Below are 13,715 nucleotides of genomic sequence, written 5' to 3'. Positions count from 1 at the left end.
AGCGGGGAGGGCGGGCGCCGTGGCCCCTGCCCTCCCCGCGGTGTCGCGAGCGTCACTCCGGCCGCGTCACTCCGGCTTCGCGGCCGCCGTCTTCTTGGCGGCGGCGGTGGTCTTCTTCGCCGTCGTGGTCTTCTTCGCGGCGGTGGTCTTCTTCGCCGCGGTCTTGGCCGTCGTCGTCTTCTTGGCCGCCGTCTTCTTGGTGGCGGTCTTCTTCGCGGGCGCCTTCTTGGCCGCCTTCTTCGCGGGGCCCTTGGCCCGCTTCTCGGCGAGCAGCTCGTAGCCGCGCTCGGGCGTGATCGTCTCCACGCTGTCGCCGGTGCGCAGGGTGGCGTTGGTCTCGCCGTCGGTCACGTACGGGCCGAAGCGGCCGTCCTTGACGACCACGGGCTTCTCGCTGACGGGGTCGGTGCCGAGCTCCTTCAGCGGAGGCTTGGCGGCGGCCCGGCCACGCTGCTTGGGCTGGGCGTAGATCGCCAGCGCCTCCTCCAGCGTGATCGTGAACAGCTGCTCCTCGTCGGTGAGGGACCGCGAGTCCGTGCCCTTCTTGAGGTACGGGCCGTAGCGGCCGTTCTGCGCGGTGATCTCGACGCCCTCGGCGTCGGTGCCGACGACGCGCGGCAGCGACATCAGCTTGAGGGCCTCCTCGAGGGTCACCGTGTCGACCGACATCGTCTTGAAGAGCGAGGCGGTGCGCGGCTTGACCGCGTTCTTGCCGGTCTTCGGGGTGTCCTCGGGCAGGATCTCCGTCACGTACGGGCCGTAGCGGCCGTCCTTGGCGACGATCATGTTGCCGCTGGCCGGGTCGGTGCCCAGCTCGAAGTCGCCGCTCGGCTTGGCGAGCAGTTCCTCGGCGTACTCGACGGTCAGCTCGTCCGGCGCCATGTCACCGGGCACGTCGGCGCGCTGGTGGCCTTCCTGGTCCTTCTCGCCGCGCTCGACGTACGGGCCGTAGCGGCCGACGCGGAGCACGATGCCGTTGCCGACCGGGAAGGAGGAGATCTCGCGCGCGTCGATCGCGCCGAGGTCGGTGACGAGCTCCTTCAGACCGCCGAGGTGGTCGCCGTCGCCGTTGCCGGCGTCCGCAGCACCGGAGCCCTCGGGGCCGGTGGCGCCGCCCTCGCCGAAGTAGAAGCGCTTCAGCCACGGCACCGCCTGGGCCTCGCCGCGCGCGATGCGGTCGAGGTCGTCCTCCATCCTGGCGGTGAAGTCGTAGTCGACGAGCCGCCCGAAGTGCTTCTCCAGGAGGTTGACCACGGCGAAGGACAGGAAGGACGGCACGAGGGCCGTGCCCTTCTTGAAGACGTAGCCGCGGTCGAGGATGGTGCCGATGATCGAGGCGTACGTCGACGGGCGGCCGATCTCGCGCTCTTCGAGCTCCTTGACCAGGCTGGCCTCGGTGTAGCGGGCCGGCGGCTTGGTGGCGTGGCCGTCGGCGGTGATCTCCTCGGCGGCGAGCGCGTCGCCCTCGGCGACCTGCGGCAGGCGCCGCTCGCGGTCGTCGAGCTCCGCGTTCGGGTCGTCGGCGCCCTCGACGTAGGCCTTCATGAAGCCGTGGAAGGTGATGGTCTTGCCGGAGGCCGTGAACTCGGCGTCGCGGCCGTCGGCGGCGGTGCCGCCGATCCTGACGGTGACGGAGTTGCCGGTCGCGTCCTTCATCTGGGAGGCGACGGTCCGCTTCCAGATCAGCTCGTAGAGCCGGAACTGGTCACCGGTCAGACCGGTCTCCGCCGGGGTGCGGAAACGATCACCCGAAGGCCTGATCGCCTCGTGCGCCTCCTGGGCGTTCTTGACCTTGCCGGCGTAGACGCGCGGCTTCTCCGGCAGGTAGTCGGCGCCGTACAGCTGCGTGACCTGGGCGCGGGCCGCCGACACGGCGGTCTCGGACAGCACCGTGGAGTCCGTACGCATGTAGGTGATGAAGCCGTTCTCGTACAGCTTCTGCGCCACCTGCATGGTCGCCTTCGCGCCGAAGCCGAGCTTACGGCTGGCCTCCTGCTGGAGGGTGGTGGTGCGGAACGGCGCGTACGGGGAGCGGCGGTACGGCTTCGACTCGACCGAGCGGACGGAGAAGCGGGTGTCGGCGAGGGAGGCGGCGAGCGCGCGGGCCTTCCCCTCGTCGAGGTGGAGCACGTTCGCGGTCTTCAGCTGCCCGTCGGCGCCGAAGTCACGGCCCTGTGCGACCCGCTTGCCGTCGACCGTCGCGAGCCGTGCGACCAGGGACGACGGGTCGGACGGGTCGCCGGCGCGGCCGGTGGAGAAGGTGCCGGTGAGGTCCCAGTACTCGGCGGAGCGGAAGGCGATGCGCTCGCGCTCGCGCTCGACGACGAGCCGGGTGGCGACGGACTGGACGCGGCCGGCGGACAGGCCGCGCATGACCTTTTTCCAGAGGACCGGCGACACCTCGTAGCCGTAGAGGCGGTCGAGGATGCGGCGGGTCTCCTGGGCGTCGACCATCCGCTTGTTGAGCTCGCGCGGGTTGCGCACGGCCTGCTGGATGGCGTCCTTGGTGATCTCGTGGAAGACCATCCGGTGCACGGGCACCTTGGGCTTGAGGACCTCCTGGAGGTGCCACGCGATGGCCTCGCCCTCGCGGTCCTCATCGGTGGCGAGGAAGAGCTCGTCGGACTCGGCCAGCAGCTCCTTGAGCTTCCTGACCTGCGCCTTCTTGTCGGCGTTGACGACGTAGATGGGCGCGAAGTCGTGATCGACGTCGACGCCGAGACGGCGCACCTCGCCGGTGTACTTCTCGGGCACCTCGGCGGCGCCGCTCGGGAGGTCGCGGATGTGCCCGACGCTCGCCTCGACGACGTAGCCGGGGCCGAGGTAGCCCTTGATCGTCTTCGCCTTGGCAGGCGACTCGACGATGACGAGTCGGCGGCCGCCCTGTGCGGTCTCGCTGGTCGGGGACAACTTCGCTCTTCTCTCCGGTCGACGCTCTCTGGCACGTACTGCGTACTGCGACCGTACGACGCACTGCGTACGGGCTGCGCTGGCACGCACGGCAGCGACACGTACGGTGACGCTGACGTCGCTGCGGAGTGTGACGGTACAACCCGCCCCCGTGTCAAACGGCGAAAGCCCGCAACGGCCACTCGAACGGTAACCCGACTCCTGCCCTTCCTGCCGCCCGGACTCCCGGACAGGCCGGGGCGACCATCCGGCCGGGTCCGTTTCACAGCCGCCCGAAGCACCAGATCCCGAGGAGGAGCGAGCCGGCCCCGAAGAGGCCCGTGAGCACCGCCGCGGTGCGCCGCGCCACGCCGGCCGCGACGGGCTCGCCGTACCGCACGCGGACGCCCGTCCAGCACAGCAGCGCGGCTCCGAACAGCGTGAACGCCGCTCCCGCGAAGATCGCCGGACCGCTCTCCATGCCCGTACCCCGTCCCCTCGCCCGTCACTTTCCGGCGCCTCTCGGCCCCGGGGGCGAGGCTGGCACCTCCGGGCGTCGGCAGGGCGTCACCAGCGCGAACGCACGCTGAACGGCACGGTCGGGCCCGAACGGTTTCACGAGGATGGCCGGTAGTCCCCCTTCCACCCTCCTTCCTTCGTCACGTCGTCACGTCGTCACGTCGTCACGTCGTCACGTCCTCTCGTCGTCACGTCGTCCCGTCGTCACGTCGTCCCGTCAGGTCGTTCTGTCTCCTGGGCTCGCCACGTCACCCGTCACATCGGCCCCTCACTTCGGCCCCTCACGTCGGCCCGTCACGTCCGCTCGTCCTGTTGCCGACGTCACCCCGCTCACATCACGTCGAGCGTGGCGCGGCGCCGGCTGCCCCGCTCGAAGACGGCGAGCAGGGCGAGGGCGAGGATCGCGTAGCCCGCGCCGACCAGCAGCTCCGTCCCGAGCAGCCGGGCGTCGAGGCCGTCGCCCGCGGTGAGGCGGCGCGCCGCGTCGGCCGCATGGGTCAGCGGCAGCAGCTCCCCGGTCGTCCGCATCCATTCGGGCAGCGTGTTCCGTGGCACGGCGGCGCCCGTCAGGAGCAGCAGGACCGAGCTCGCCACGTTCGACACCAGGAACACGTCGCGGAAGCGCAGACCGAGTGCCCCGAGCGCGAGCCCGAACGCCGAGCAGGCCGCGGCTCCGGCGAGCAGCACCAGAGCGAGTCCGGGCAGCGCCTCCACCGGTACGGGCAGCCCGAGCACGGCCGCGGCGGCGGCGAGCACGAACGCGCTGACGAGCAGCCCGTTGAGGACATACGGCAGAGCGCGACCCGCCCACAGCGGGCCCCGGTGCCGAGGTGAGAGCAGGACGGCCCCGAGGGTGCCGTACCGGCGCTCGTTGGCGACGGCCATCGTCCCGCCGTACACGCAGGAGGCGGAAGCTGCGAGCACGGCGTTGCCGACAAGGTGGAAACGGTCGTCGGCGACCTGGAGTTCCCGCCCGAGGAAGACGAAGAAGAAAACCTGAAGGAGCGGGCCGACCAGCAGGGTTCCGACGAACATGGGCGGCGTCGTCCAGTTGAACAGGGCGCGGTACGAGAGGGCTCCGCCGACGAGGACGAGCCGCGCGGAGGAGAGGAAGCGGAACAGCACGGCGGACCTTTCAGGCGAGGGTGAGGGTCGCGGCGGCGCGCGCCCGGCGCTCCACCCGGCCCAGGACGAGGACGGCGGCCAGGGCGTAGCCGGTGCCGAGCGCCAGGGCGGCGAGCATCGGCGTGAGCACGTCGCCGCCGGAGGTCGCCGCGTGCACGGCCCGGGCGCCCCAGGTGGTGGGCAGCGCCCAGGAGACCGGGTGCGTCCAGGCGGGCAGCACGGTGACCGGCACGAGCAGGCCGGACAGCAGCCAGACGGGCGTGTCGAGCGGGTTGGCCAGGGCGTTGGCGTTGCGCAGCAGGACGAAGGCGGCGGCGAGCAGCAGTCCGGTCATCCCGAGGGCGAGCACGCAGACCGGCACGGCGAGCAGGAAGAGCAGCGGGTGCGCGAAGTCCAGCGGCACCCCGAACAGGACCACCCCCCACACCACGGTCGCGCCCATCGCGTACGTGCCGGTCACGGCCGTCGCGAGGGTGATCGGCAGCAGGACGAGCGCGAGCGGGGTCGGCGCGACGACCAGGGTCTCGAGGGTGCCGAGCCACCGCTGGTTCTGCACCGCCCCGCCCGAACCGAACAGCACCGAGCCCCAGATGCCCATGAGCCCGGCGCCGACGGAGGCGGTGAGCAGCCGGTCGGGGTCTCCGGCGGCGCGGAACAGGTAGACGGCGAGGGTCGCGTAGACGAGCGGGACGAGCACGGCGAAGGTGATCTCGATCGGCGAGCGCGACATGTACGAGACGTGTGTGCGCACGCCGACGCCGACGAGACGCGGCAGCCTCGCGACACGGGTCACGCGGTCACCTCCGCAGGTTCACGGCGGGCCGTCGCGTCCTCCACGATCGCGATGTAGGCGTCCTCCAGGGACGGTTCGCGGCTGACGACCCGTCCGACGCGCACGCCGTCGAGCGCCGCCAGGACCCGCGCGTGCGGTTCCGCCCCGCGGTCGCTCTGCACGGTCAGGGCCTGTGCCGTGCCGCGCTCCTCGACGGCGGCGCCGCGTACGCCCGGGATCCGGCGGACGCGGGCGAGCAGCTCCTCGTCGACGCCGTACACCTCGAACTCCAGCACGTCCCGGTCCCCGACCCGGGCCTTCAGGCTCTCGGGCGTGCCGAGGGCCCGGATCCGGCCGCCCGCGATGACGGCGATGCGGTCGCACAGTTCGTCGGCCTCGGCCATGTAGTGCGTGGTGAGCAGCACGGTGGTTCCGGCGGCGGCGAGGCCGGCGACGGTGCGGCGCAGGTCGCGGGCGGCGACGGGGTCGACGCCGATGGACGGCTCGTCGAGGAACAGCACGTCGGGCCGGTGCAGCAGCCCGCGCGCGATGTGCAGCCGTTGCCGCATGCCGCGCGAATAGCCCTCGACGCGCTCCCGCTCGCGCCCGGTGAGGCCGACCAGGTCGAGGAGTTCGCCGATCCGCCGCTTCTGGTCGCGGGCTCCGACACCGTACAACTCGGCGAAGTAGCGCAGGTTGTCGAGCGCGCTGAGCCGCTCGTACAGGCCGCGGTCGCCGCCGAAGACGTAACCGATCCGCCGTCGCACGGCCACGGGCTCGCGGGCCACGTCGTGCCCGAACACCCGGGCCGTGCCGGAGGTCGGCAGGAGCAGGGTGTTGAGCATCTTGATGGTCGTGGTCTTCCCGGCGCCGTTCGGCCCGAGCAGCCCGAACAGCTCGCCGCGGGACACGTCGAAGGTGACCCCGCGCACGGCCTCGGTCTCGGTACGGCGGGGCCGGAGCCATCCGGTCCGGCTGGTGTAGGTGCGGCGCAGCGCGTCCGCCTCGATCGCAAGCATGCGCCGGACGGTAGGAGCGCCGGCGACCGCGGGGCGAACGATTCGGGAGCCCCCGAATCGTCAGGCGGCGGCCGTCAGCACCCCTTCGCCGGCGAGCAGGGCGAGCAGGGAACGTCCGGTGTCGGTGAGCTGGTAGTAGACCGAACGCCCCACCCGGTGGCGGGTGACGACGTCCGCGTCGGCGAGCAGCGACAGGTGCTCGGAGACGGTGCTGGGCGCGAGGCCGAGCCGGTCCGCGAGGCCGTGCGTGGTCAGCGGTCCGTCCAGCTCCCTGAGCACGGCGGCCCGCCCCCGGCCGAGGAGCAGCCCCAGCCGGTCGCCGCCGCCGGCGGGCCCGGCCGGCCGCTCGCGCAGCACTCCGGCGCCCCTGGCTTGGAAGGACACGGTGAGGACCTCGGGGTCGTCGATCGAGTAGAGCCGGCAGCCCTCGGCGAACACCAGCGGCACCAGCACGAGCCGCCGCTCCCCCGCCGCGTACTCCGCGTCGATGTACTTCGTCAGTTCGAGCACGGGCCGCTCCCAGCGCCCCCGGCTCTCGAGCCCGCCGAAGAGCGCGTCGACGCCCTCGGTGGCGAAGGTCCTGGCACGGACGAGGACTTCGTCCTCCACGAGCCGGCGCATGACCGGCCAGTACGGCGCGATGGCCTCCTCCCACCAGGCGGCGTACGCGTCGGCGAGCGCCGCGCAGGCCGCCTGCGGGTCCGTCAGGTACGGCCGCAGGAAGGGCTCCTCGGCCATGCCGGGATAGCAGACGGCTGCCTGCTCGCGGACGACATCCGGGTCGGTGGCCCGCAGCAGGTCCAGCTCCTCGTACACGTCGACGGTGCCGACGGGCCGGGGCATCAGGAAGTCGGAGACCTCGTACCGCCCTTCGGCGAGCAGGTCCCACAACGGCCGCAGCCGGTCGTCCTCGCGCCACACCTCACGCGCGTGCCCCACCCACTCCTGATAGGGCCAGGAGGGGTTGCGCTGCGGGAGCTGCAGGTGGAGGGCGCAGAAGGCGTCCCGCAGCGGGCTCGTCGCGAGCCGGGTCGCGCCGAGCGCGGCCTCGTCGAGCTCGATGCGTATCAAGCGGTCTCCTCTCCCGTCGCGGGCAGCAGGAAGCCCTCCTCGACCAGGAGCCGGATGGCCTGCGGGGTGCGGTCCCGCAGCATGACCGGGTCCTCGCCGGTGAGCTGGCCGATCGCGTCGAGGATCCGGCCGGCGCTGAGGGTGCCGTCGCACACGCCCGCGAACCCGGCGGCGACGTGGTCGACGCGGGTGGCGCGGCGCATGCCCCGGTTCTGCCGCAGCAGGACGTGCTCCGGGTCCTCGGCGCCCGGCAGGCCGACCTGCTCCTGCACGACCTCCGGCGCGAGCACGAAGCTGTCGGCGAGCAGCGCCGCGTCGTCACGGCCGCGGAGGTAGTCCTGGCGCTCGAAGTGGGCCCGGACGGTGTCGCCGAGCGGCTGCTCGACGGGATGCGGCCACTCCTCGACGACGATCGAGGGCTCGATCCGGCCCGAGGCGACGGCCGCGTTCTTGCGGAGGGTGATCCAGCCGAAGCCGATGGCCTTGGTCTTGCCGGCCTCGAACTCGTCGAGCCAGCGTCCGTACGCCCGGCGGTACTCCTCCGGGTCACCGCGGTGCTCCCCGCTGTCGCGCAGCCACAGCTCGGTGTACTGGGTGACGTCCTGGACCTCGCGCTGCACGATCCAGGCGTCGCAGCCGGCCGGAACCCAGGAGCGGAGCCGGTCCTGCCACTCCTCGCCGTCGACGTGCTGCCAGTTGGCGAGGAACTGCGCGTATCCGCCGTCGTTGAGCCGGTCGCCGGCCTGCTGCACGAGGGTGCGGCACAGGTCGTCACCCGTCATGCCGCCGTCCCGGTAGGTCAGTCCCGCGCCGGGCGAGATCACGAACGGCGGGTTGGAGACGATCAGGTCGTACGTGTCGCCGTCGACGGGCTCGAACAGGGAGCCCCGCAGCAGCTCGGCGCCTCGGGCCCCGGAGAGGGCGAGGGTGAGCCGGGTGAAGTCGAGGGCGCGCGGGTTGAGGTCGGTGGCGGTGACCAGGGTGGCGTGCTGTGCGGCGTGCAGCGCCTGGATGCCGGAACCGGTGCCGAGGTCCAGCGCGGTGGCGACCGGGGTGCGGACGGTGATGCCGGCGAGGGTGGTGGAGGCCCCGCCGACGCCGAGGACGACCCCTTCGTCCTTCTTCCCGATGCCGCCCGCGCCGCCGACGGCGCAGCCGAGGTCGGAGACGATGAACCAGTCCTCACCGTCCGGTCCGCCGTACGGCCGGACGTCGACCGTGGCGTGCACGGCGCCGTCCTCACGGACCAGCCAGCCGTCGGCCAGCGCCTCCTCCAGAGGCAGCGCGGCGGCGGCCCGCTCCTGCTCGACGCCGCTCTGGAGCAGGAAGAGACGGACGAGGGTCTCCAGCGGGGAGTCCCCGCGGGTGGCCCGCAGCGCGGGCACGGTCTCGCTGCGGGCGAGGGCGGCGTAGGCCTGGGCGCCGAGCAGGTCGAGCAGACCGTCGGCGGTGAAGTCGGCGGCGAGCAGGGCCTCGCGCAGTCGGGCGGCGTGCGTGGGCACCGGAAGGCTGGGGGACGTGCTGGTCGTACTCACGTGCCCCATTGTGACGGCCGCCACCGACAACGGCAGCCATCGACGTCACCACGCCGCGTCCGCCCGCCGGGAGGAGGCGGCGGGGGCCGGTCCGGACGGGCGGGGGCGGGGTGCGCGCGGGCCGGGCCGGCCGGGGTGGGCGCCGGCGGGGCCGGGCCGGTCCGGACGGGCCTGGGGAGCCCCGACCGGGAACGAGCGAGGCCCGTCCGGGGGCGCGGGCTGGGACCGGACGGGCCTCGCCCGCATCGTGCTTCGTCGCGGCGCCACAGCGCCGTGGCGCCGTGGCGTCGTGGCGCCTACTCCTCGCTCTTGGCCGTGGCGGAGGACTTGTCGGAGGGCTTGTCGGCGGGCTTGTCCGCGGGCTTGGCGGAGGGCGCGGCAGAGCCGGTCGCCGGGGCGCCGGCCTTCGGGGACGCGCTCGGCGGCACCGACGCCTTGGGCGTCTGGCAGCCGGGCTGCTTGGCCATGGCCTGGCCGAGCTCGCCGGCCTGGAGCTTGGCGACGGCGTCCTGGTCCATGTTCTGGATCTTCGCCAGGTTGTCGGAGACGACCTTCAGGCCGTCCGCGAACTTCTGCTGGTTCGACGTGTCGAGCGCGTCCACCTGCTTCTTCAGGCCGTCGTAGGCCGTGGCCGTGGCGTTGAGCTCCTTGATGGCGTCCTGCTGGACCTTCTCGCCGTTGTCGACCGGCGGCACCCCGGCGCTCTCGACGGCCTTGGCGAGGGCCCGGTCGGCGTCGGCGATGTCCTGGAAGGCCTTCGAGTCGGCCGCCTTGATCGCCTCGGGCTTGCTGTCGGCCGCCGTGGAGATGATCAGCTGGTTGGCGTTGGCCCGCTTCTGGATCTGCGGCTGTGCCTGGTCGCAGAACGTCTTGGCCCAGTCGTTGACCTTGTCGCCCTCGTCGCTGCAACCGGACAGCACGAGCACCAGTACCGCGCCGCCGGACAGTGCGGCCGCAAGCTTCTTGTTCACCGGATCGGTCCCTTCCAAGGCTCTCGGCCCCGGAACATACACGTCGCACGGAGGACATCCACCGATCGTGGGACCGATTCATCCGATATTGCAGCCGTTTGAACCAAGGAGACAGGGGCGGACGTCACGTCAGAACGTGCCGTCCGCCCCCATGATGACGGGTCCTCACCAACCGCTTCCGGGGCTCCGCTACGGCGTGACGGCGGCGTCCTGCGAGGAGCCGTTCCGCTCCGCCGCGTCCTCCCCGACCGTCACGGACCGCCGCTTGGAGACCCGTACGGCCACCACGATGACGACGAACGCCGACAGCGCGACCAGCGCCCGCAGCCAGGGGTTGGCGTCGTCCCCGTAGGCGAATTGCACAACGGCGGGGGCGATCAGCAGCGCCACCAGGTTCATGACCTTCAGGAGCGGGTTGATGGACGGCCCGGCGGTGTCCTTGAACGGATCGCCGACGGTGTCGCCGATCACCGTCGCGGCGTGGGCGTCGCTGCCCTTGCCGCCGTGATGGCCGTCCTCGACCAGTTTCTTCGCGTTGTCCCAGGCTCCGCCGGAGTTGGCGAGGAACACGGCCATCAGCGCGCCCGTGCCGATGGCGCCCGCGAGATACGCGCCGAGCGCGCCGACACCGAGGGTGAAGCCGACCGCGATCGGCGCCATCACGGCGAGCAGTCCGGGCGTGGCGAGCTCGCGCAGGGCGTCCTTGGTGCAGATGTCGACGACCCGTCCGTACTCGGGCTTCTCGCTGTAGTCCATGATCCCGGGGTGCTCGCGGAACTGCCGCCGCACCTCGTACACCACGGCACCGGCCGACCGGGACACGGCGTTGATCGCGAGTCCGGAGAAGAGGAACACGACGGCGGCGCCGAGCACCATGCCGAAGAGGTTGTTGGGCTGCGAGATGTCCATGGAGAGGTTCATGTCGCCCGCCTTCGCCCCGACGTCGGCGACGGCGGTCGCGATGGCGTCCCGGTAGGAACCGAACAGCGCCGACGCCGCGAGGACGGCGGTGGCGATCGCGATGCCCTTGGTGATCGCCTTCGTGGTGTTGCCGACGGCGTCGAGGTCGGTCAGCACCTGCGCGCCGGCGCCCTGCACGTCGCCGGACATCTCGGCGATGCCCTGGGCGTTGTCGGAGACCGGACCGAAGGTGTCCATGGCGACGATCACGCCGACGGTGGTGAGCAGCCCGGTACCGGCGAGGGCGACCGCGAACAGCGCGAGCATGATCGAGGCGCCGCCGAGCAGGAAGGCCCCGTAGACGGCGAGACCGATCAGCAGCGCCGTGTAGACGGCCGACTCCAGGCCGATGGAGATGCCCGCGAGGACGACGGTGGCGGGACCGGTCAGCGAGGACTTGCCGATGTCGCGGACCGGGCGCCGTCCGGTCTCGGTGAAGTAGCCGGTGAGCTGCTGGATGAGCGCGGCGAGCACGATGCCGATGGCGACCGCGACGAGCGCGAGCACCCGGGGGTCGCCGTCGTGCCGGGCGATGCCGGGCTCGGTGACGCCCTCGAGTCCGGCGTAGGAGGACGGGAGGTAGGCGAAGGCGACGACGGCGACGAGCGCCAGCGAGATCACCGCGGACAGGAAGAAGCCGCGGTTGATGGCGGTCATCCCGCTGCGGTCGGCGCGCCGCGGAGCCACCGCGAGGATGCCGATCATCGCGGTGACCACGCCGATCGCCGGCACCATCAGCGGGAAGGCGAGACCGAGGTCGCCGAACGCGGCCTTGCCGAGGATCAGCGCGGCGACCAGCGTCACGGCGTACGACTCGAAGAGGTCGGCGGCCATGCCGGCGCAGTCGCCGACGTTGTCGCCCACGTTGTCGGCGATGGTGGCGGCGTTGCGCGGGTCGTCCTCGGGGATGCCCTGCTCGACCTTGCCGACGAGGTCCGCGCCGACGTCGGCGGCCTTGGTGAAGATGCCGCCGCCGACCCTCATGAACATGGCGATGAGGGCGGCGCCGAGCCCGAATCCCTCCAGGACCTTGGGCGCGTCGGCGGCGTAGACGAGGACCACGCAGGAGGCGCCGAGCAGGCCGAGCCCCACGGTGAACATGCCGACCACACCGCCGGTGCGGAAGGCGATCTTCATCGCCTTGTGGGCGACCGAGGTCAGGTCCTTCGCCGGCTCGCCCTCGGCCGGAGTGGCCTCCCGGGCCGCCGCGGCCACCCGGACGTTCGCGCGTACGGCGAGCCGCATTCCCACATATCCGGTGACCGCCGAGAAAAGCGCGCCCACCAGGAAGAACAGCGAGCGTCCGGCCCGCTGCGACCAGTTGTCGGCCGGCAGCAGGAACAGCAGGAAGAACACGACGACGGCGAAGACACCGAGGGTGCGCAGCTGCCGGGCGAGGTAGGCGTTCGCGCCTTCCTGGACGGCGGCCGCGATACTCCGCATCTTCTCCGTACCCTCGCCGGCCGCGAGGACCTGCCGGACGAGGAGCTGTGCCACGACCAGCGCCGCGAGCGCGACGGCCGCGACGACGATCACGATCACGCGGTTCTCCTCGGTGAGCACCGCGGCTGCTAGACCCGCCATTCCGTCCTCCTTGACGTCGAGGGGTCAAGACAAGCCGGATTGTAAGGAGGGAAACCTGATCAAAACAGGGCGCCGCAATGGTAATTCCCGAATACCTCACAAGTGAGGCCGAATGCGGTAATGGGCCCAAAGCATTCGTGATCGATTCCGGGTCCGGGGAATGAGAAGAGGCCCTGCGGGGCAGGGCCTCTTCTCACGTTCTCGCATGCAGCGCTCCGGGAGCGCGACTGTTCGCGCCAGCGGGGCGGTGTGCCGCGGCGGCGTCCATGACCGAGGCCGCGTGGCCCCGGCGGCATTCCTGCCCGGGGCTGTGTGCCCCGCCCGGCTTCGTGGTCCCGCGGCGGTCCCGGCGGCGTCAGCCGGGTGCGGCGGTCCCGCGATCAGCCGAGTACGGCGTCCGGGTTGGCGGGCCAGCTCATCCTGATGGTGCCGCCGTCCTCGCCGGCGCTCACCTCCACGTCGTCGACGAGCCCGCGGATCACCGCGAGACCCATCTCGTCCTCGCCGTCGGCGTCGTCGAAGTCCTCGGCCGGCGCCGCGTCGCGTGAGCCGGGCACACCGGCGGCATCGGCCGCCGCCACACCCGCGCCCGGCACTTCGTCGCCGACCTCGATGGAGAAGCTCTTCTCCTCCTCGGTCAGCACGACCCGGACGGGGGTGGTCACCCCGTTGCTGCGGTGCAGCCCGACCGCACGGGAACAGGCCTCGCCGACGGCGAGCCGGACCTCGTCGAGGACCGCCTCGTCGACCCCGGCCCGCCGCGCCACCGCGGCGGCCACGAGACGGGCCGTACGGACGTGCTCGGGCTGGGCACTGAAGAGGAGTTCAACGGTGGCCATGTGATCCCCCTGGATTCTCGGCTGCTGAACGGGGTGACGGCTGCGCGCGACCTCAGTCGGCCGCGCTGACCGCCTCGTCCACCGAGGTGTGGATCGGGAACACCTTGGTCAGGCCGGTAATCCGGAAAATCTTGAGAATGCGCTCCTGGTTGCACACCAGTCGCAGCGATCCCTCATGCGCGCGCACGCGCTTCAGACCGCCCACCAGCACACCGAGGCCGGTCGAGTCGAGGAAGTCCACGCCTTCCATGTCGACAACCAGGTGGTAGCTGCCGTCGTTCACCAACTCGACCAACTGCTCGCGCAGCTTGGGCGCGGTATACACATCAATCTCGCCACCGACCTCGACGACCGTACGGTCGCCATTGGGGCCGGGCACAGTGCGAGTCGACAGAGACAGGTCCACGGGTCCTCCAGCACCTAGCTATCGA

11 protein-coding genes are annotated in these 13,715 nt (G+C 71.9%); all 11 read right to left on the bottom strand.

Annotated features, from left to right (window positions below; all coding sequences use genetic code 11):
- Positions 1-66: 66 nt before the first annotated feature.
- A complete protein-coding gene (gene topA, locus ESG85_RS30360; protein WP_128984377.1) occupies positions 67-2,910 on the bottom strand; it encodes a type I DNA topoisomerase in 2,844 nt (947 codons plus the stop codon).
- Positions 2,911-3,172: 262 nt separating this feature from the next.
- Complete coding sequence (locus tag ESG85_RS30355) at positions 3,173-3,370, bottom strand: hypothetical protein (RefSeq protein ID WP_128984376.1); 198 nt, start codon at positions 3,368-3,370, stop codon at positions 3,173-3,175.
- 368 nt (positions 3,371-3,738) lie between these two features.
- Positions 3,739-4,533, bottom strand: a complete 795-nt coding sequence (locus ESG85_RS30350) for an ABC transporter permease (protein ID WP_128984375.1) — start codon at positions 4,531-4,533, stop codon at positions 3,739-3,741.
- Positions 4,534-4,543: 10 nt separating this feature from the next.
- The gene (locus tag ESG85_RS30345) at positions 4,544-5,326 is read right to left on the bottom strand and encodes an ABC transporter permease (protein ID WP_246095408.1); all 783 of its coding nucleotides are present in this window, start codon (positions 5,324-5,326) and stop codon (positions 4,544-4,546) included.
- Positions 5,323-6,324, bottom strand: a complete 1,002-nt coding sequence (locus ESG85_RS30340) for an ABC transporter ATP-binding protein (protein WP_128984374.1) — start codon at positions 6,322-6,324, stop codon at positions 5,323-5,325. Before ESG85_RS30340 ends, ESG85_RS30345 begins: the two co-directional genes overlap by 4 nt.
- 60 nt (positions 6,325-6,384) lie before the next feature.
- Positions 6,385-7,395 (bottom strand): ArsR/SmtB family transcription factor, encoded by a 1,011-nt coding sequence (locus ESG85_RS30335; protein ID WP_128984373.1) that lies wholly within the window; start codon positions 7,393-7,395, stop codon positions 6,385-6,387.
- Entirely contained in the window at positions 7,392-8,939 is a 1,548-nt protein-coding gene (locus ESG85_RS30330; RefSeq protein ID WP_128984372.1) for a DUF7059 domain-containing protein, read from the bottom strand. The genes ESG85_RS30335 and ESG85_RS30330 overlap by 4 nt, the downstream gene beginning before the upstream one ends.
- 287 nt (positions 8,940-9,226) lie before the next feature.
- On the bottom strand, positions 9,227-9,901 hold the full coding sequence (locus tag ESG85_RS30325; protein WP_128984371.1) for a small secreted protein: 675 nt from the start codon (positions 9,899-9,901) through the stop codon (positions 9,227-9,229).
- 189 nt (positions 9,902-10,090) lie between these two features.
- A complete protein-coding gene (locus ESG85_RS30320; protein ID WP_128984370.1) occupies positions 10,091-12,445 on the bottom strand; it encodes a sodium-translocating pyrophosphatase in 2,355 nt (784 codons plus the stop codon).
- 380 nt (positions 12,446-12,825) lie between these two features.
- Positions 12,826-13,284: an ATP-binding protein gene (locus ESG85_RS30315; protein ID WP_128984369.1), complete on the bottom strand. Its 459-nt coding sequence runs from the start codon at positions 13,282-13,284 to the stop codon at positions 12,826-12,828.
- Positions 13,285-13,336: 52 nt separating this feature from the next.
- Complete coding sequence (locus ESG85_RS30310) at positions 13,337-13,690, bottom strand: STAS domain-containing protein (RefSeq protein WP_128984368.1); 354 nt, start codon at positions 13,688-13,690, stop codon at positions 13,337-13,339.
- Positions 13,691-13,715: the final 25 nt, after the last annotated feature.

Source organism: Streptomyces roseicoloratus, from assembly GCF_004117935.1.
In the GTDB taxonomy this organism is placed as follows: domain Bacteria; phylum Actinomycetota; class Actinomycetes; order Streptomycetales; family Streptomycetaceae; genus Streptomyces; species Streptomyces roseicoloratus.
This window is presented reverse-complemented; position numbering and strand designations above follow the sequence as displayed.

Coding starts and splice junctions, on each gene's coding strand:
- ESG85_RS30315 (WP_128984369.1), bottom strand. CDS start 13,284: ATGGCCACCGTTGAACTCCTCTTCAGTGCCCAGCCCGAGCACGTCCGT.
- ESG85_RS30330 (WP_128984372.1), bottom strand. CDS start 8,939: ATGGGGCACGTGAGTACGACCAGCACGTCCCCCAGCCTTCCGGTGCCC.
- ESG85_RS30355 (WP_128984376.1), bottom strand. CDS start 3,370: ATGGAGAGCGGTCCGGCGATCTTCGCGGGAGCGGCGTTCACGCTGTTC.
- ESG85_RS30320 (WP_128984370.1), bottom strand. CDS start 12,445: ATGGCGGGTCTAGCAGCCGCGGTGCTCACCGAGGAGAACCGCGTGATC.
- ESG85_RS30340 (WP_128984374.1), bottom strand. CDS start 6,324: ATGCTTGCGATCGAGGCGGACGCGCTGCGCCGCACCTACACCAGCCGG.